Genomic DNA, 15103 nt, shown 5'->3' with positions numbered 1-15103 from the left:
CATGCGCCTGACTGCTGGATCGCCCGCACGCCTCGGTGCAAGCTGGGACGGACGTGGCACCAATTTCGCGCTGTTTTCCGCCAATGCGCAAAAGGTCGAGCTGTGCCTGTTCGACAGCCAGGGCCGCCGCGAGCTCGAACGCATCGAGCTGCCCGAGCGCACCGAGGATGTCTGGCACGGCTATCTCAACGACGTTTCTCCGGGCCAACTCTACGGCTACCGCGTGCACGGCCCCTATGAGCCCGAGCACGGCCATCGCTTCAACGCCAACAAGCTGCTGCTCGACCCCTATGCCAAGCGGCTCGCCGGACGGCTGGTCTGGAGTGACGCACATTTCGCCTACCGCACCGGCAGCGCGCGCGAAGACCTGTCGTTCGACCGGCGCGACAACGCCCGCGGCATGCCCAAGGGCGTCGTGGTCGACGAGACCTTCAACTGGGGCCGCCGCGAGATCCGGCCTAACATCCCCTGGGAAGACACCATCATCTACGAGGCCCACGTCAAGGGCCTGACGCAGAAGCGCGACGACGTTCCGCCGAACCTGCGTGGCACCTATGGCGGCCTGTCGTCGCCCGCAATGATCGAGCACCTGAAGAAGCTCGGGGTCACCACGGTCGAGCTGCTGCCGATCCATGCCTTCGTCGACGACCGCATGCTGGTGGAGAAGAAGCTCGCCAATTACTGGGGCTACAACACACTGTCCTTCTTCGCGCCCGAGCCGCGCTACGCCCAGGACAATGCGCTCGACTCCTTCCGCACCACAGTCGCGCGGCTGCACGATGCCGGCATCGAGGTGATGCTCGACGTCGTGTACAACCACACCGCCGAAGGCAACCACCTCGGCCCGACGCTGTGCTACCGCGGCATCGACAACGCGTCCTATTACTGGCTGAACCGCGAGAATCCCCGCTTCTACGACGACTTCACCGGCTGCGGCTCGTCAGTGAACCTGACCCATCCGCGCGTGCTCCAGATGGTGATGGATTCGCTGCGCTACTGGGTGGAAGTCTGCCATGTCGATGGCTTCCGCTTCGATCTCGCCACGACGCTCGCACGCGGACCGAACGGCTATGATCGTGGCATCTCGTTCCTGACTGCGATCCGGCAGGATCCGGTACTCGCCACCGTCAAGCTCGTCGCCGAGCCCTGGGACCTCGGCCTCGGCGGTTATCAGGTCGGCGCATTCCCCTCGCAATGGTCGGAGTGGAATGATCGCTACCGCAGCGCCATGCGCCGCTACTGGAGCGGTGAAGGCAGCCTGATCGGCGACATCTCCAGCCGCATGACGGCGTCGTCCGACCTGTTCAACCATGACGGACGGCGGCCCCGCGCCAGCATCAACCACATCACCGTCCATGACGGTTTCACGCTCGCCGACCTCTTCAGCTATAACGAGAAGCACAACGAAGCCAATGGCGAGGACAATCGCGACGGCTCCAACGACAACCACAGCAACAATTGCGGTGTCGAGGGCCCGACCGACGATCCAAATATCCTGGGCCTGCGCCGGCAGCTTCGCAAGAACGTGCTGGCATGTTTGATGCTGGCGCAGGGCATTCCCCTGCTTCTCGCCGGCGACGAGGTCGGCAATTCGCAGTCCGGCAACAACAACGCCTATTGCCAGGACAACGAGGTCGGCTGGGTTGGCTGGGATAATCTCGGTAAGGAGGGCGACGATATGATCGATTTCGTCGCTCATCTCGCCGACATCCGGCGCCGGTTCGCGCAGCTCCGCAGCCATCGCTGGCTCGACGGCCGGCCCGCCGATGGCGTCGCCTATGGCGTGCTGTGGCTGACGCCCGCCGGTGACGAGATGACGGAGAACGACTGGAAATTCCCTGAGGGGCGGTTCCTCTCCTATGTGATGGGGCCGATGGAACCGGGTGGCGCCGCGATCTTTATTATCCTGAACGCCGCACCCGAAGAGATCGCATTCAAATTGCCCAAGATGACCGGATACAAGAGCTGGCAGCAGATCCTGAACACGACCGAAGCCAAGCTGAACACGATTGACTTCCAGCCCGGAAGCGACAGCAAGGCGCCGCCCCGCTCCGTGCTCGCCTTCGCGGGGGCGCTATGAGGCCATCCTTCGGCGCAAGGCCGACGAAGGACGGCGTATCGTTCCGCCTGTGGGCGCCCGGCGCGCGCCGCGTCGACCTGCTGCTCGACAGCAGGCACGCGATGCAGCGCCGGCAGGATGGCTGGTATGTCGCCGACATTCCGGGACTATCCGCCGGCAGCCCCTACAAGTTCAGGATCGATGACGAGATCGATGTGCCCGATCCGGCCTCGGCTTTCCAACCTGAGGACGTGTTCGGTCCGAGCGAAGTGATCGATCATGACGCCTTCGCCTGGCGCGCGAGCGATTGGCGTGGCCGTCCCTGGGAAGAGACGGTGCTGATCGAAACTCATGTCGGCACCTTTACTGCGGCAGGCACCTACCGCGCCATGATCGACAAGCTCGATCATCTCACAGCGACCGGCATCACCGCGCTGGAGCTGATGCCGCTGGCCGATTTCGCCGGCCGCCGCGGCTGGGGCTATGACGGCGTGCTGTGGTATGCGCCCGACAGCGCCTATGGCCGTCCTGAAGATCTGAAGCGGCTGATCGACGAGGCGCACCTGCGCGGGCTGATGGTGTTTCTCGACGTCGTCTACAATCATTTCGGCCCCGAGGGGAATTACCTCGGCCGCTATGCGCCGACTTTCTTCACCGACGCGCACACGCCCTGGGGCAGTGCGATCGATTATCGCGTGCCGCAGGTGCGCGCGTTTGCGGTCGAGAACGCGCTGTCCTGGCTCACCGACTATCGCTTCGACGGCCTGCGGCTGGATGCCGCCAACCACATCATGGCGCTGCCCGGCGAGCAATCGATGTTGCAGGAGTTGAGCGTCGCGGCCGGCGAACTCGCCAAGGCCACGGGGCGGCATATCCATCTGGTGCTGGAGAACGGCGACAATCGCGCGAGCCTGCTTGATGCCGCGCAGGAGCCGCCGAACGGCAAATACCGCGCGCAGTGGAACGACGACTATCACCACGCCTGGCATGTGATGCTGACCGGCGAGCTCGGCGGCTACTATGCCGACTACCAGACCCCGCGCATGGACCTCGCACGCGCACTCGCGTCGGGCTTCATCTATCAGGGCGAAATCTCGGAATTTTGGGGCAAGCAGCCGCGCGGCGAGCCGAGTGGCGAGCTGCCGCCGGCGACCTTCGTCAATTTTCTTCAGAACCACGACCAGATCGGCAATCGCCCGCTGGGCGACCGACTGGAGAGCCTGGCATCATCGACGCAGATCGAGGCCGCGCTCGCGGTGACGCTGCTCGCACCGATGGTGCCGATGCTGTTTCAGGGCGAGGAGTGGGGCTCGACGGCGCCCTTCCCGTTCTTCTGCGACTTCCAGGGCGGACTGGCCGACGCCGTGCGCAAAGGCCGCCGGCAGGAATATGCCTGGGCCTATGAGAAGTACGGCGACGATGTGCCCGACCCCTTCGATCCCGCCACGCTGCAATCGGCCGTGCTCGATTGGACGGGCCACACGCCGGAGCAGGAGGCGCGCCTGGCTGTTGTCCGCGATCTGCTCGCAGTTCGCCGCAAGGAGATCACGCCTCGGCTGAAGGGCGCGCGCTTCGGCGATGCCGCGGCGGCGGACAATGGTTTGCTGACCGCGCATTGGCGCATGGGCGACGGCGCAACGCTGCAGCTGACAGCAAATCTGTCGGACCGGGACATCACGCAACCCGACAACAATGCAGGCGCGCCGATCTGGGGCGGCGCGGCCGGCGACCGGCTCCCGCCCTGGTCGGTGAACTGGCGTCTCGGAGGTTAGCATGGCTCCCGCCATCCCCCTCGCGACCTATCGCCTGCAACTCACCGCGGATTTCGACTTCGACAAGGCCACCGCGGTGGTGCCTTATCTGAAAGCTCTGGGAATCACGCATCTCTACACCTCGCCGGTGATGAAGGCTCGCAAGGGCTCGACGCACGGCTACGACACTGTCGATAATGGCCAGTTCAATCCCGAGCTCGGCGGCGAGGCCGGCTTCGCACGACTGAGCGAGGCGCTGACCAAACATGATCTCGGCCTCATCATCGATTTCGTGCCGAACCATGTCGGCGTGCATTTTGCCGACAATCCCTGGTGGCTGGACGTGCTGGAATGGGGCCAGACCTCGCCGCATGCGGTCGCCTTCGATATCGACTGGGATCTGTTGCCGCACCGCGCTCGCGGCGGCGTGCTGCTGCCGATCCTCGGCTCGTCCTATGGCGAAGCGCTCGAGCGCGGCGATATCGAGCTGCGCTATGATTCCGACGAAGGCAGCTTTTCGGCCTGGTATTTCGAGCATCGCCTGCCGATCGCGCCGGAGCGCTATGGCGAAATGCTGCGGCTGATCGTGAAGGAGGCGGACGCGACCGAAACCGAGGCCGGCAAGCGCCTGCTTTCGCTCGCGACTCGCTACACGGGATTGCGCCGACCCAACCGCAAGGAAGCACCTAGCTTCAAGACCGAGCTTAGGGGTATCGTGGGCGCTGCCGACATCATCACACACGGCCTCGCTGCCTATCGGGCCGCAAAGGATCGCCCGGCGCAGACGCTGGCGCTGCATCATCTGCTGGAACGCCAGCACTACAAGCTCGGCCATTGGCGGCTTGCATCCAGCGACATCAACTATCGCCGCTTCTTCGACGTCAACGGGCTCGCGGGCCTGCGCGTCGAGGATCCCGGCACCTTCGCCGCCACACATCGGCTGGTGAAGCAACTGATCGCCGACGGCAAGTTGCAGGGCATTCGCCTCGACCATATCGACGGCCTGCGCGATCCCGCACAATATTGCCAGCGGCTGCGCCGGCTGGTGCGCGATGCGCAAGGCGCGACCAAGCCGTTCTACACCGTGATCGAGAAGATCCTGTGCGAGCACGAGCGCCTGCCGCACTTTGCCGGCATTCAGGGCACCACCGGCTATGAATGGATGAACGTCATCACCCAGGTGCTGGTCGATGCCAAGGGGCTCGACGCGCTGGACGAGACCTGGCGACAGGTCAGCAACCGGCCGCCGCGGCTCGCGCCTTACGTCAAGGACGCCAAGCGGCGCGTGCTGGAGACGTTGCTGACCAGCGAATTCACCGTGCTGACGCGCCTGCTCGCACGCATCGCCAATGGGCACTACTCGACCCGCGACTTTTCCGCCGACAGCTTGCGGCAGGCACTCGAGCTCTACGTGCTGCATTTCCCGGTGTACCGCACATATCTGACGCACAGCAGCCCAACTTCGCTCGACCGGAAGCTGATCGACGAGACCATCGAGCGCGCCCGTGCCGAATGGTTCGCCGCGGACGAGGGCATTTTCGACTTCCTGCGCGATGCCCTGACCATGGACCTGCTCAAGCCCGGCCGTCCCCCGCACAGCGCTCCAAGGGTGCGCCGCTTTGCGCTGAAGGTGCAGCAGTTCACCGGGCCGATGATGGCGAAGTCGCTGGAGGACACCGCGTTCTACCAATTCCACCGGCTGCTCGCCCTCAACGAGGTCGGCGGTGATCCCGCGAGCACGGGCCTTGCGATCTCCGCTTTCCACGAGGCGATGAAGGCTCGCGCCAAAGAATGGCCGCACGGCATGACGGCAACCGCGACCCACGACACCAAGCGCGGCGAGGACGCTCGGGCGCGGATCGCCGCACTCAGCGAGATTCCCGGCGAATGGACCAGCGCGGTCTCGCGCTGGAAGGTGCTGAACGCACCGCACCTCACCCTCCACGGCAATTGGCGCGCGCCGTCGGCGACTTTCGAATACATGCTCTACCAGACCCTGCTCGGGGCCTGGCCGCTTGAGGGGTCGGAGGGCGATTTCGTCGCGCGCATCCAGGCCTATGCGCTCAAGGCCTCGCGCGAGGGCAAGGAAGAGACGAGCTGGCTCAATCCGCACGAGGCCTACGAGTCCGGCGTTCGAAGCTTTATCGAGAAGATCCTCGATCCCGTACAATCCGCCGAATTCCTGGAAGCGCTGCAAACCCTGGCCCGCCGCGTCGCACTGATCGGCGCGCTGAATTCGTTGGGCCAGCTCACTCTCAAGGCGACGTTGCCGGGCGTTCCCGACTTCTATCAAGGCACCGAATTCTGGGACCTGTCGCTGGTCGACCCGGACAACCGCCGCCCGGTGGACTTTGCCGCGCGTCACGCAGCGCTGGGCTCGCTCGACAATCCGGATTGGAGCAGCTTGATCAAGGCTTGGCCTGACGGTCAGATCAAGCTCGCCTGGACGCAGCACCTGCTCAAGCTGCGCGGCAAGCTCGCCGACGTCTTCACGCATGGCGACTACCAGCCGCTCGACGTACGGGGCACGCACGCGGATCACGTCATCGCCTTCGCCCGCCACCACCGTGGCAACGCAGCAATCGTCGTAATCGGACGACAACTTGCGCCATTCACGCAAGCCGGCCGGGAATGGCTCGTGCCGGCAGGCTTTGACGCGACTGTTGATATCACCGGCTATGCCGCACATGGGTTCGGGGGAAATGAATTGCCGCTCTCGCAGGCCTTTCGCGATTTTCCCGCTGCTGTCATCGAGGCGCGCACCACAAGCGCTGCAAGGCCTGCGCGACAGCGCGCCCGCGTTTGAACGCTACTTTCCGCCGTCCTTCGTCAGCAGCAACTGACCGCGCTTGCGGATCGCGGCTTGCGCCATCTCGGCAAAGCGCTGCAACAGCCAGGGCAACACCACCTGAACCTTGACGTGGTCGTCCGCGACATCGACCTGCCCGCTTGCAATCTGGCCGAGCGCGCGGATGCGAAAGTTCATGGTGTCGCCGCTCCAGCGCTCCTCCTCGACCTGCATTACGGGAATGCTGGCCGCGGCGCGGCCGAGCCCGGTCTTGAGCCGACGCACCGCCTCCTCGCGGCCGAGATGATGCGGAATGGAAACGACAAGCGGTGCTGACATGGCCCTACCCCGTGCTGGATGAACCTCACCTAGTCATGCCGGACGAGACACTAAAGGTTCCATGCAACTAGGACCTGCCGCCGTGTTTCATCGGCGGAACTTTAAAACCTGCGGCAAGTTGCCCTCGCACAACGGGACAGGTGCAACGACCCTTTCAACAAAGGGCTGGAGGAGACTATCATGTCTATCGGTACGATCATTCTGATCATCTTGGTTATCGCCCTGCTTGGCGGCTTCAGCGGCATCGGCGGTGGCCCGTTCTACGGCACCGGCTATTACGGCGGCGGCGGCCTCGGGCTCGTCATCGTCATCCTGCTGATATTGCTGTTGCTGGGACGGATCTAGCGGCCGAGATCGTAGGGTGGGCAAAGGCGCAACGCGCCGTGCCCACCTTCCTGCCGCAGTGCACGAAAGATGGTGGGCACGCTTCGCTTTGCCCACCCTACTTCTTCCCCGCGAGCTTCTTCATCGCGGCCTTGATCGACGCGGCAGCATCATCATATCCCTCCCAGGCTTTCGAGCGCGCCAACAAGCCCGGCACCGTCCGCACCGTATATCGCTTCGGATCGAGATCGCTCTTCACCTGCGCCCAGATGACGGGCATCGAGACAGTCGCGCCGTCGCGGGCGCGAGGCGATAGCGGGGCCACGGCCGTCGACAAACGATCGTTGCGCAAATAGTCCAGAAAGATCTTCCCATTGCGCAGCTTCTTCGACATGTTGAGCAGATAGCGCTCGGGATCATCATCGGCCATCCATTGGCAGACGCCTTGCGCAAAAGCCTTGGCTTCCTTCCAGCCCACTCTGTCGCGCGCGCCGTGGAGCAGCGGCACCACCACATGCAAGCCCTTGCCGCCGGTGGTCTTGCAAAAGCTCTCCATGCCGACATCGGTCAGCCGCTGCCGCATCTCCTTCGCCGCCTCGACGACATCGGCAAAATCGACGTCCGGCGCGGGATCGAGATCGAACACCAGCCGGCCCGGCGTATCATAGGCGTCCGGCGCGCAATTCCAGGGATGCAGCTCCAGGCCGCCGATCTGCGCGACCGCGGCAAGGCCCTCGACGCGGTCGATCTGCAAGTAGGGCTTGCGGTCGCCCCCGACCTTGGCGAGCTCGAGCAGGTTCGATGAGCCCTGCATGGCATGACGCTGGAAGAATTTTTCGCCGCCGATGCCATCGGGCGCACGCAGGATCGAGCAGGGACGCCCCTTCAGATGCACGATCATCCAGCTGCCGACCGCCTCGAAATAGCGGGCAAGGTCGAGCTTCGTCACGCCTTCGCCATCGCCGCCGTCCGGCCATAGCTCCTTGTCCGGCTTCGAGATGACGACGCCCATCACCTCGGCAGCGCCGACGCCTTTTCCTTTGCCGGGCTTCGCCGGGGCGCGATTTCTGGCAGCAGGCTTGGCGAGCGCGGTGTCAGCAGGCGTCTCCGCCTCAACCTCCTCCGCCGGCTTGTCCTGCCGCAGCCCCTTGAAGGCGGCCTGGCGGATATTGCCGTCGGCAGTAAAGCCGGCGAACTCGATCTCTGCGACGAGCTCGGGCTTCAGCCAGTGCACATCACGGGCTTTCTTCGGTGCATTCTTGCCGCCGAACGGGCTCTCGCTTGAAGCTGCCTCCTTCAACAGCGGCATGATGCGCTTGACCTTGTCGGCGCCAAAGCCGGTGCCGACGATGCCTACATAGGCGAGATGATCGCCGCGATAGACGCCGGCCATCAGCGAGCGGAATTTTCCCGCTGTCGTCTTCCAGCCGCCGATCACGACCTCATGGCCGGCGCGGCATTTTGCCTTGGTCCAGCTCTCCGTCCGCCCCGAGCGGTAGGGCGCGTCTAGCTTCTTCGACACGATCCCTTCCAGCTCGAGCTTGCAGGCTGATTGCAGCACCGCGTCGCCGCCGCTGACGAAATGTTCGACATACCGGATCTGGCTCGACTTCCGCTTGCGCGCTTCCAGAAGCTCCTTGAGCTGTTCCTTGCGCTCATCCAGCGGCAGCCGGCGATAATCGAGGCCCGCGGCGAACAGTAGGTCGAAGGCAAAGAAGATGAGATTGTCGGTCTTGCCGTCCGACAGCGCAGCCTGAAGCGACGAAAAATTCGGCGCACCGTTGTGGTCGAGCGCGACGATTTCGCCGTCGATCAGCGCCTCCGGCAGCGAACCCGCTTCCTTCGCGATCGACGCAAACTTGTCGGTCCAGTCGAGCCCCTTGCGGGTCTTGAGTATTGCGTTGCCGTCCTCGACGCGAAGCTGGACGCGGTAGCCGTCGAACTTGATCTCGTGGCACCAGCCATCGCCGGACGGCGGGCGCTCGACTGGCGTGCAGAGCTGCGGCGCCACGAAGTCCGGTATCTCCGAGACTTTTTTGGCGGTCGTCGCTTTTTTCTTTGCGGTCTTGCCTGCCTTCAACGCTGTGCGAGGCGCCGCGTTTATCGTGTGCCCTTTCGTCTCCTCGACACGGTTCGACTGCCAGACCGCATCAGCCTTGCTCTTGGCACCCTTCGCCAGCATGAAGGGCTTTGGTGCCCTCCCCTTGCCGTCGGCGATGTCGGCCATGGCGCGACCAGAGGCGACCGATTTGTCCTCGCTGAGGATGTCCTCACCCTCGCGCGCATAGTCGTCGCGATGCTTGATCAGGAGCCAGTTGGTGCGCTTGCCACCGGTGCGATCATTGCGCATGCGCACCAGCACCCAGCTGCCGTGCAGCTTCTCGCCGTGCAGCGTGAACTTGAGGTCACCCTTCTTGAAGCCGCGCTCGGGATCATCGGATTCCCAGGTGCCGCGGTCCCACAGCATCACTGTGCCGCCGCCATACTGGCCTTCCGGAATCGTGCCTTCGAAATCGCCGTAGTCGAGCGGGTGGTCCTCCACCTCGACTGCGAGCCGCTTGTCGTGAGGATCGAGCGAAGGCCCCTTCGTCACCGCCCAGGACTTGAAGACGCCGTCGAATTCGAGCCGGAAATCGTAGTGCAACCGGGTCGCATCATGTTTCTGGATGACAAAGCGTCGTTGCTTCGACGGCGCGACCGCTGACTCACCGGACGGCTCCGGCGTCTGTTCGAAATCGCGTTTCTGTCGATAGGTGGAGAGTTTTCGCAGCACGACCGGACCCGCATCACTTTCGGCGCTTCAGCCTATCACGGCAAAAGTCCCACCCGGAACCAAAACCCCGGAGCCCGGTTGGAGTTCCTGAAAAGCCTTGAAATCACTGGAGAATGAAATGGCTCCCCGCGCCTATTGGAAGGGAACGTTGAAGCTGTCGCTGGTTAGTTGCCCGGTCGTGCTGTACCCGGCGACCACGGCGGCAGAGAAGACGCGGTTTCACATGATCAACCGCGAGACCGGCAACCGGCTTAAGCAGCAGATGGTGGATTCCGAGACCGGCGACGTCGTCGAGAGCAATCAGAAGGGCCGCGGCTACGAGCTGCGCAAGGGCAAATATGTCGAGATCGAGCCGGAGGAGCTCGAGGCGGTCCAGATCGAGAGCAATCATACGATCGACATTGAGAGCTTCGTGCCGAGCGACGAGATCGACCAGCGCTACCTCAACCACCCCTATTATATCGCGCCCGAGGGCAAGGCCGCGGTCGATGCCTTTGCCGTGATCCGCGACGCCATGAAGGACGAGGGGCGCGTGGCGCTCGCCAAGATCGTACTGACGAACCGCGAGCATGTCATCGCGATCGAACCGCTCGGCAAGGGGCTGCTCGGCACGACGCTGCGCTACCCCTACGAGCTGCGCGACGAGGATGAGTTCTTCGACGACATCAAGACCCCGAAGATCACCAAGGACATGGTCGAGCTGGCCGGCCATATCCTGCGCACCAAGGCGGCGCATTTCGATCCCGGCAAATTCAAGGATGAGTATGAGAACGCGCTAAAGGCGTTGGTGAAGCGGAAGGCCAGCGGCAAGACAATCGAGCTGCCCGAGCCTGAGGAGAAGCCCAGCAACGTCGTCAGCCTGATGGATGCTTTGAAGCAGAGCTTGAAGGGGCGCGGTGGAGGGAAGGCGCGGGCCAAGTCCCACGCGCGCCGCGCGACGGGACGACAACGAGCTGCGAAGAAGATGCAAAGGTCCGCGGCGGGGCGCCGGAAGGCGGGTTGAGAGACCCCGTCAATCCCCTGCCTTCAGCCGATACCCGATCCCCGTCTCCGTGAGCACATATTGCGGCCGCTCGGGATCGGCTTCGATCTTCTGGCGGAGCTGGCGGACATAGACCCGGAGATATTGCGCGTCGGTCAGCTCGTCCCAGAGCTCCTTGAGCAGGAAGCGATGGGTGAGCACCTTGCCGGCGTGCTGCACCAGCACGCGCAGGAGATCATACTCCTTCGGCGACAGTTTCACGTCGCGCTCACCGAGCTTGACGATCCGGCGGACGAGATCGACGGAGAGATCGCCAGTGCGAAAAACCGGCCGCTCGCCCTGAACCTGAAGCTGATGCCGTAGCGCGGCGCGCAGTCGGGCCAGCAGCTCGTCCATGCCGAACGGCTTTGTCAGATAGTCGTCGGCGCCTAGATCGAGCGCCTGCACCTTGCCGGCCTCGTCGCCGCGGCTCGACAGCACCACGATCGGCACGGCTTCATTGCGGGCACGGATCGTGCGCAGCAGCTCATGGCCCTGGATGTCGGGCAGGCCAAGATCGAGAATGATCAGCGCGGGATCTTCGGTGAGCTTTTCGAGCGCCATCTTGCCGTTCGACGCCTCCAGGATCTCATAGCCCTGCGTCGTCAATCCCATCCGCAGTAGTTTTCGGATCGGCGGCTCGTCGTCGATGACCAGAACCTTGATCGGGGCAGCACTCATGCGGCGGTATCCAATGCTTTAGTCTGTGCGGGAACCGGCAGACGGATGGTGAGGATGGCGCCGCTCCGGTCGCTGCGGTTGGCGGCCGAGATCGTGCCCTGCATCGCCTCGACGAAGCCGCGGGAGATGGCGAGCCCGAGCCCGGTGCCGGGACGGACATGATCGCCCTTCTGCGCGCGATAGAACTTGTCGAACACGCTCTCAAGCTCGTCGGGCGGGATGCCGTCGCCTTCGTCGGCGATTTGGAGCATCACCTGATCCCGCTCGCGCTGGCTCGTGATCGAGATCGTCGTGTCGGGCGATGAATATTTCGCAGCATTGTCGAGCAGGTTGAACAGCACCTGCTCGAACAATACGGCATCCAACTGGAGCATCGGCAGATCGGCGGCCAGCACCAGCTCCACCTTGTGCGCGGTCAGGATCTTGGCTGCCCGTCGCAGCGCGCTGCCGACGATCTCGCTGAGATCGTGCAGCGCCGTATTGGGTACGATGGCGCCGGACTCGAGTTTTGTCATGTCGAGCAGATTGGCGATGAAGCGGTTGAGCCGCTCAGACTCGTCGATCACGGTCGCCAGCAAATCGCGCTTCTCGGTGTCGGACAGCGCGTTGGCGAGATCGCGCATGGTCGAGGCGGCCCCGAGCACGGAGGCCAGCGGCGTCTTCAGATCATGCGAGATCGAGGTCAGCAACGCCGAGCGCAGCCGCTCGGATTCGACGGTGCGCTTGACGCGGTCCATGTCCTCGACCAGCAGCACGCGCTCGATCGCGAGCGCGCCCTGGTCGACCAGCGCGTCGAGCAACCGGCGCTGGTCCGGGGTCAGCAACGGACCGGTGCGATCGTTGTCGATGCCGATCACGCCGATCGGGCCGCGGCCGGTCCGCATCGGCAGGAACAGCCGCTTTGCACCCGGCAGGGTATCCGCGCCGCGCCCGGCGGAGCGATCGTTGCTCCAGGCCCAGTTGGCGGCGGCAAGGTCGGCCTGGTCGAGCTGGTCCTCGGGCGGATAGCCGGACTTCACCGTCAGGAGGCCGTCCTCCGGCAGCAGCAGCACGACGCGAACCTTCAGCATCAGCGCAATCTGATAGGCGGTCGCCCACAACACGTCGTCGAGCGTGGCGGTGCCGGCGAGCTTGCGGCTGAAGGCATAGAGCTGTTCGGTGGTCCTGATGCGACCGATCGCGGTGTCGGCCTGGGTCCGCACACGCCCGGCTACATTCGACACCACGAAGGCAATCAGCATGAAGAAGAAGAACGCCGCGACATTGGTTGGATCGGTGATGGTGAAAGTGTAGACCGGCGGCAGGAAGAAGAAGTTATACGCCAGCGACGCCGCGACGCTCGCAAGCAGCGACGGCCACAACCCATAGCGAACGGCCACGGCAACCACCGCGGTCAGGAACATCAGGTCGACGTTCTCGACGCCGAAATACGGCTTGATGACCACCGCTGCTGCAAGGCCGAGCGACGTGATCCCGAGCGCCTTCAGATAGGGCCGTGCATCGAACGGCTCGGATCGCGCCGCCGTCTGCACCGAGGTCTTCGGCGCCGGCTCGCTCGTGAGCTCGTCGCCGGGAATGACGTGAACGCTGATATTGCCGGAGCGGCGCACCAGATCAAGTACGACCGAGCCACGCGTCAACTCGAACCACGGCGAGCGCGTCGACTTGCCGATCACGATCTGGGTGACGTTGTTGCCTTGCGCGAAGTTGATGACGTCGTCGGCGATGCGGCGGCCGACGGCTGGAATGGTCAAGGCTTCACCACCCAGCGATTCCGCAAGCCGTAGCGTATCGGCCAGCCGGTCGCGCTCCTCGTCGGAAAGCTGGAGCGACCGCCGCGTCTCGATCGAGACCGCAGTGAATGGCGCATGCAGCCGGTCCGCGAGGCGCTTGGTATAACGCACGAGCCCGGCTGCGCGCGGATCCTCGCTGACGCAAACAAGGATGCGTTCGCCTGCGGCCCAGGGGCCGGCGATGGCATTCGCCTGCATGTGCGTGAGAAGCTGCTCGTCGACCCGCTCGGCCGTGCGCCGCAGCGCGAGCTCGCGCAGCGCCGTCAGATTGCCCGGTGAGAAATAATGATCAAGCGCGCGCTCGGCCTGTTTGGGGACATAGACCTTGCCCTCCCTCAGCCGCTGGATCAGATCGTCGGGGGTGAGGTCGATCAGCTCGATCGCATCGGCGCGATCGAAGACCGAATCCGGGACGGTCTCGCGCACCCGCACATGAGTAATTTGCGCGACGACGTCGTTCAGGCTTTCGATGTGCTGGATGTTGACGGCGGTATAGACGTCGATGCCGTGAGACAGCAACTCCTCGACGTCGAGATATCGCTTCGGATGCCGGCTGCCGGCTGCGTTGGTGTGGGCGAGTTCGTCGACCAGCGCGATCCGAGGCCGCCGCGCGATCACGGCGTCGAGGTCCATCTCCTCGACGATCTGGCCGCGGTAATCGAGCTTCTTGCGCGGGATCACTTCCAGCCCTCGCACCAACGCCTCGGTCTCAACCCGGCCATGGGTCTCGACGAAGCCGACCACGACATCGATACCGGCCTTGCGCTTGGCGTGGGCGCTTTGCAGCATCTCGTAGGTCTTGCCGACGCCGGGAGCGGCGCCAACGAAGATTTTCAGCTTGCCGCTCGCGCTCTCCGCCCGGCGCGCTGCTTCCAGCAGCGCCTCGGGGGACGGACGTTGTTCGGGATCGCGGCGCTCTCGGACCATCAGGTCATTATAATCATCGGAGCGCCGCGAGCCTAGACCGCTACTTTGCGGCAGCGCGATCGAGCGCGAGGTTCAGCGCCAATACGTTAACGCGCGGTTCGCCGAGCAGGCCGAGCAGACGGCCCTGGGTGCTGGAAGCCACGAGCTGCTTGACCTGATCGTCCGACATATTCCGCGCCTTGGCCACGCGCGGCACCTGGAATTGCGCGGCTTCCGGCGAGATGTCCGGATCGAGGCCGCTGGCCGAGGTCGTGACCAGGTCGACCGGGACGGCAGCATTCGGGTTCTCGGCCTTCAGCTTGTCCACATCCTCCTTCAGCCGGTCAGCCAGCGCCTTGCTGGTCGGGCCGAGATTGGAGCCGCCCGAGTTGGCAGCGTTGTAGGGCGCCGAGACGGTCTTGGTCGAATCGTTCGGATCCGGCGCCAGCGTCGCCGAGGGGCGGCCGTGGAAATATCTGTCGTCCTTGAACTCCTGCCCGATCAGGGCGGAACCGACGACCTTGCCATCCCGTTCGATCAGGCTGCCCTGCGCCTGTGCGGGGAAGATCGCACCGGCGATGCCGGTCATGGCGAGCGGATAGGCTAGGCCCGTGATCGCGGTGAGCACCAGCAACAGGACGATGGCGGGGCGGATTTCTCTGAGCATG

General features: G+C 64.2%; 10 protein-coding genes. 5 read left to right on the top strand and 5 right to left on the bottom strand.

The annotated features are described in order from the left end of the window. Position 1 precedes the first annotated feature (1 nt). Genes glgX through treY form a run of 3 tightly spaced genes read left to right on the top strand, consistent with a single transcriptional unit; the run spans position 2 to position 6616 of the window. Positions 2-2080: a glycogen debranching protein GlgX gene (glgX, locus tag UP06_RS08550; RefSeq protein WP_045002075.1), complete on the top strand. Its 2079-nt coding sequence runs from the start codon at positions 2-4 to the stop codon at positions 2078-2080. Beyond that, positions 2077-3831 carry a malto-oligosyltrehalose trehalohydrolase gene (gene treZ, locus UP06_RS08545; RefSeq protein ID WP_045002073.1) on the top strand — a complete coding sequence of 585 codons (1755 nt, stop codon included), beginning with the start codon at positions 2077-2079 and terminating at the stop codon, positions 3829-3831. Before glgX ends, treZ begins: the two co-directional genes overlap by 4 nt. Before the next feature lies 1 nt (position 3832). Next, a complete protein-coding gene (gene treY / locus UP06_RS08540; protein ID WP_045002071.1) occupies positions 3833-6616 on the top strand; it encodes a malto-oligosyltrehalose synthase in 2784 nt (927 codons plus the stop codon). A gap of 3 nt (positions 6617-6619) precedes the next feature. On the opposite strand, the gene UP06_RS08535 is transcribed toward treY, so the two are convergent. Further along, positions 6620-6937: a polyhydroxyalkanoic acid system family protein gene (locus tag UP06_RS08535; RefSeq protein WP_045002069.1), complete on the bottom strand. Its 318-nt coding sequence runs from the start codon at positions 6935-6937 to the stop codon at positions 6620-6622. A 180-nt stretch (positions 6938-7117) separates the two neighbouring features. Between UP06_RS08535 and UP06_RS39690 the strand changes: the two genes are divergently transcribed. Continuing rightward, a complete protein-coding gene (locus UP06_RS39690) occupies positions 7118-7282 on the top strand; it encodes a DUF3309 family protein (RefSeq protein WP_007595743.1) in 165 nt (54 codons plus the stop codon). Positions 7283-7379: 97 nt separating this feature from the next. Here UP06_RS39690 and ligD read toward each other — a convergent pair whose 3' ends face one another. Continuing rightward, complete coding sequence (ligD, locus tag UP06_RS08530; protein WP_045002067.1) at positions 7380-10034, bottom strand: DNA ligase D; 2655 nt, start codon at positions 10032-10034, stop codon at positions 7380-7382. 118 nt (positions 10035-10152) lie between these two features. Between ligD and ku the strand changes: the two genes are divergently transcribed. Further along, positions 10153-11037 carry a non-homologous end joining protein Ku gene (ku, locus tag UP06_RS08525; protein ID WP_045002066.1) on the top strand — a complete coding sequence of 295 codons (885 nt, stop codon included), beginning with the start codon at positions 10153-10155 and terminating at the stop codon, positions 11035-11037. A gap of 9 nt (positions 11038-11046) precedes the next feature. Here the strand turns inward: ku and UP06_RS08520 are convergent, their stop codons facing one another. The 3 genes from UP06_RS08520 to UP06_RS08510 are packed head-to-tail and all read right to left on the bottom strand — an operon-like array spanning position 11047 to position 15102. Then, positions 11047-11736, bottom strand: coding sequence for a response regulator (locus UP06_RS08520; protein ID WP_045002064.1), 690 nt, complete (start codon positions 11734-11736; stop codon positions 11047-11049). Next, positions 11733-14456, bottom strand: a complete 2724-nt coding sequence (locus UP06_RS08515) for a DUF4118 domain-containing protein (protein WP_045002062.1) — start codon at positions 14454-14456, stop codon at positions 11733-11735. The genes UP06_RS08520 and UP06_RS08515 overlap by 4 nt, the downstream gene beginning before the upstream one ends. 40 nt (positions 14457-14496) lie before the next feature. Continuing rightward, positions 14497-15102 carry a K(+)-transporting ATPase subunit C gene (locus UP06_RS08510; protein WP_045002060.1) on the bottom strand — a complete coding sequence of 202 codons (606 nt, stop codon included), beginning with the start codon at positions 15100-15102 and terminating at the stop codon, positions 14497-14499. Position 15103: the final 1 nt, after the last annotated feature.

Source organism: Bradyrhizobium sp. LTSP857 (assembly GCF_000938285.1).
Taxonomy (GTDB): domain Bacteria; phylum Pseudomonadota; class Alphaproteobacteria; order Rhizobiales; family Xanthobacteraceae; genus Bradyrhizobium.
Note: the sequence above shows the minus strand (reverse complement) of the source record. Positions and strands in the feature narration are given on the sequence as shown.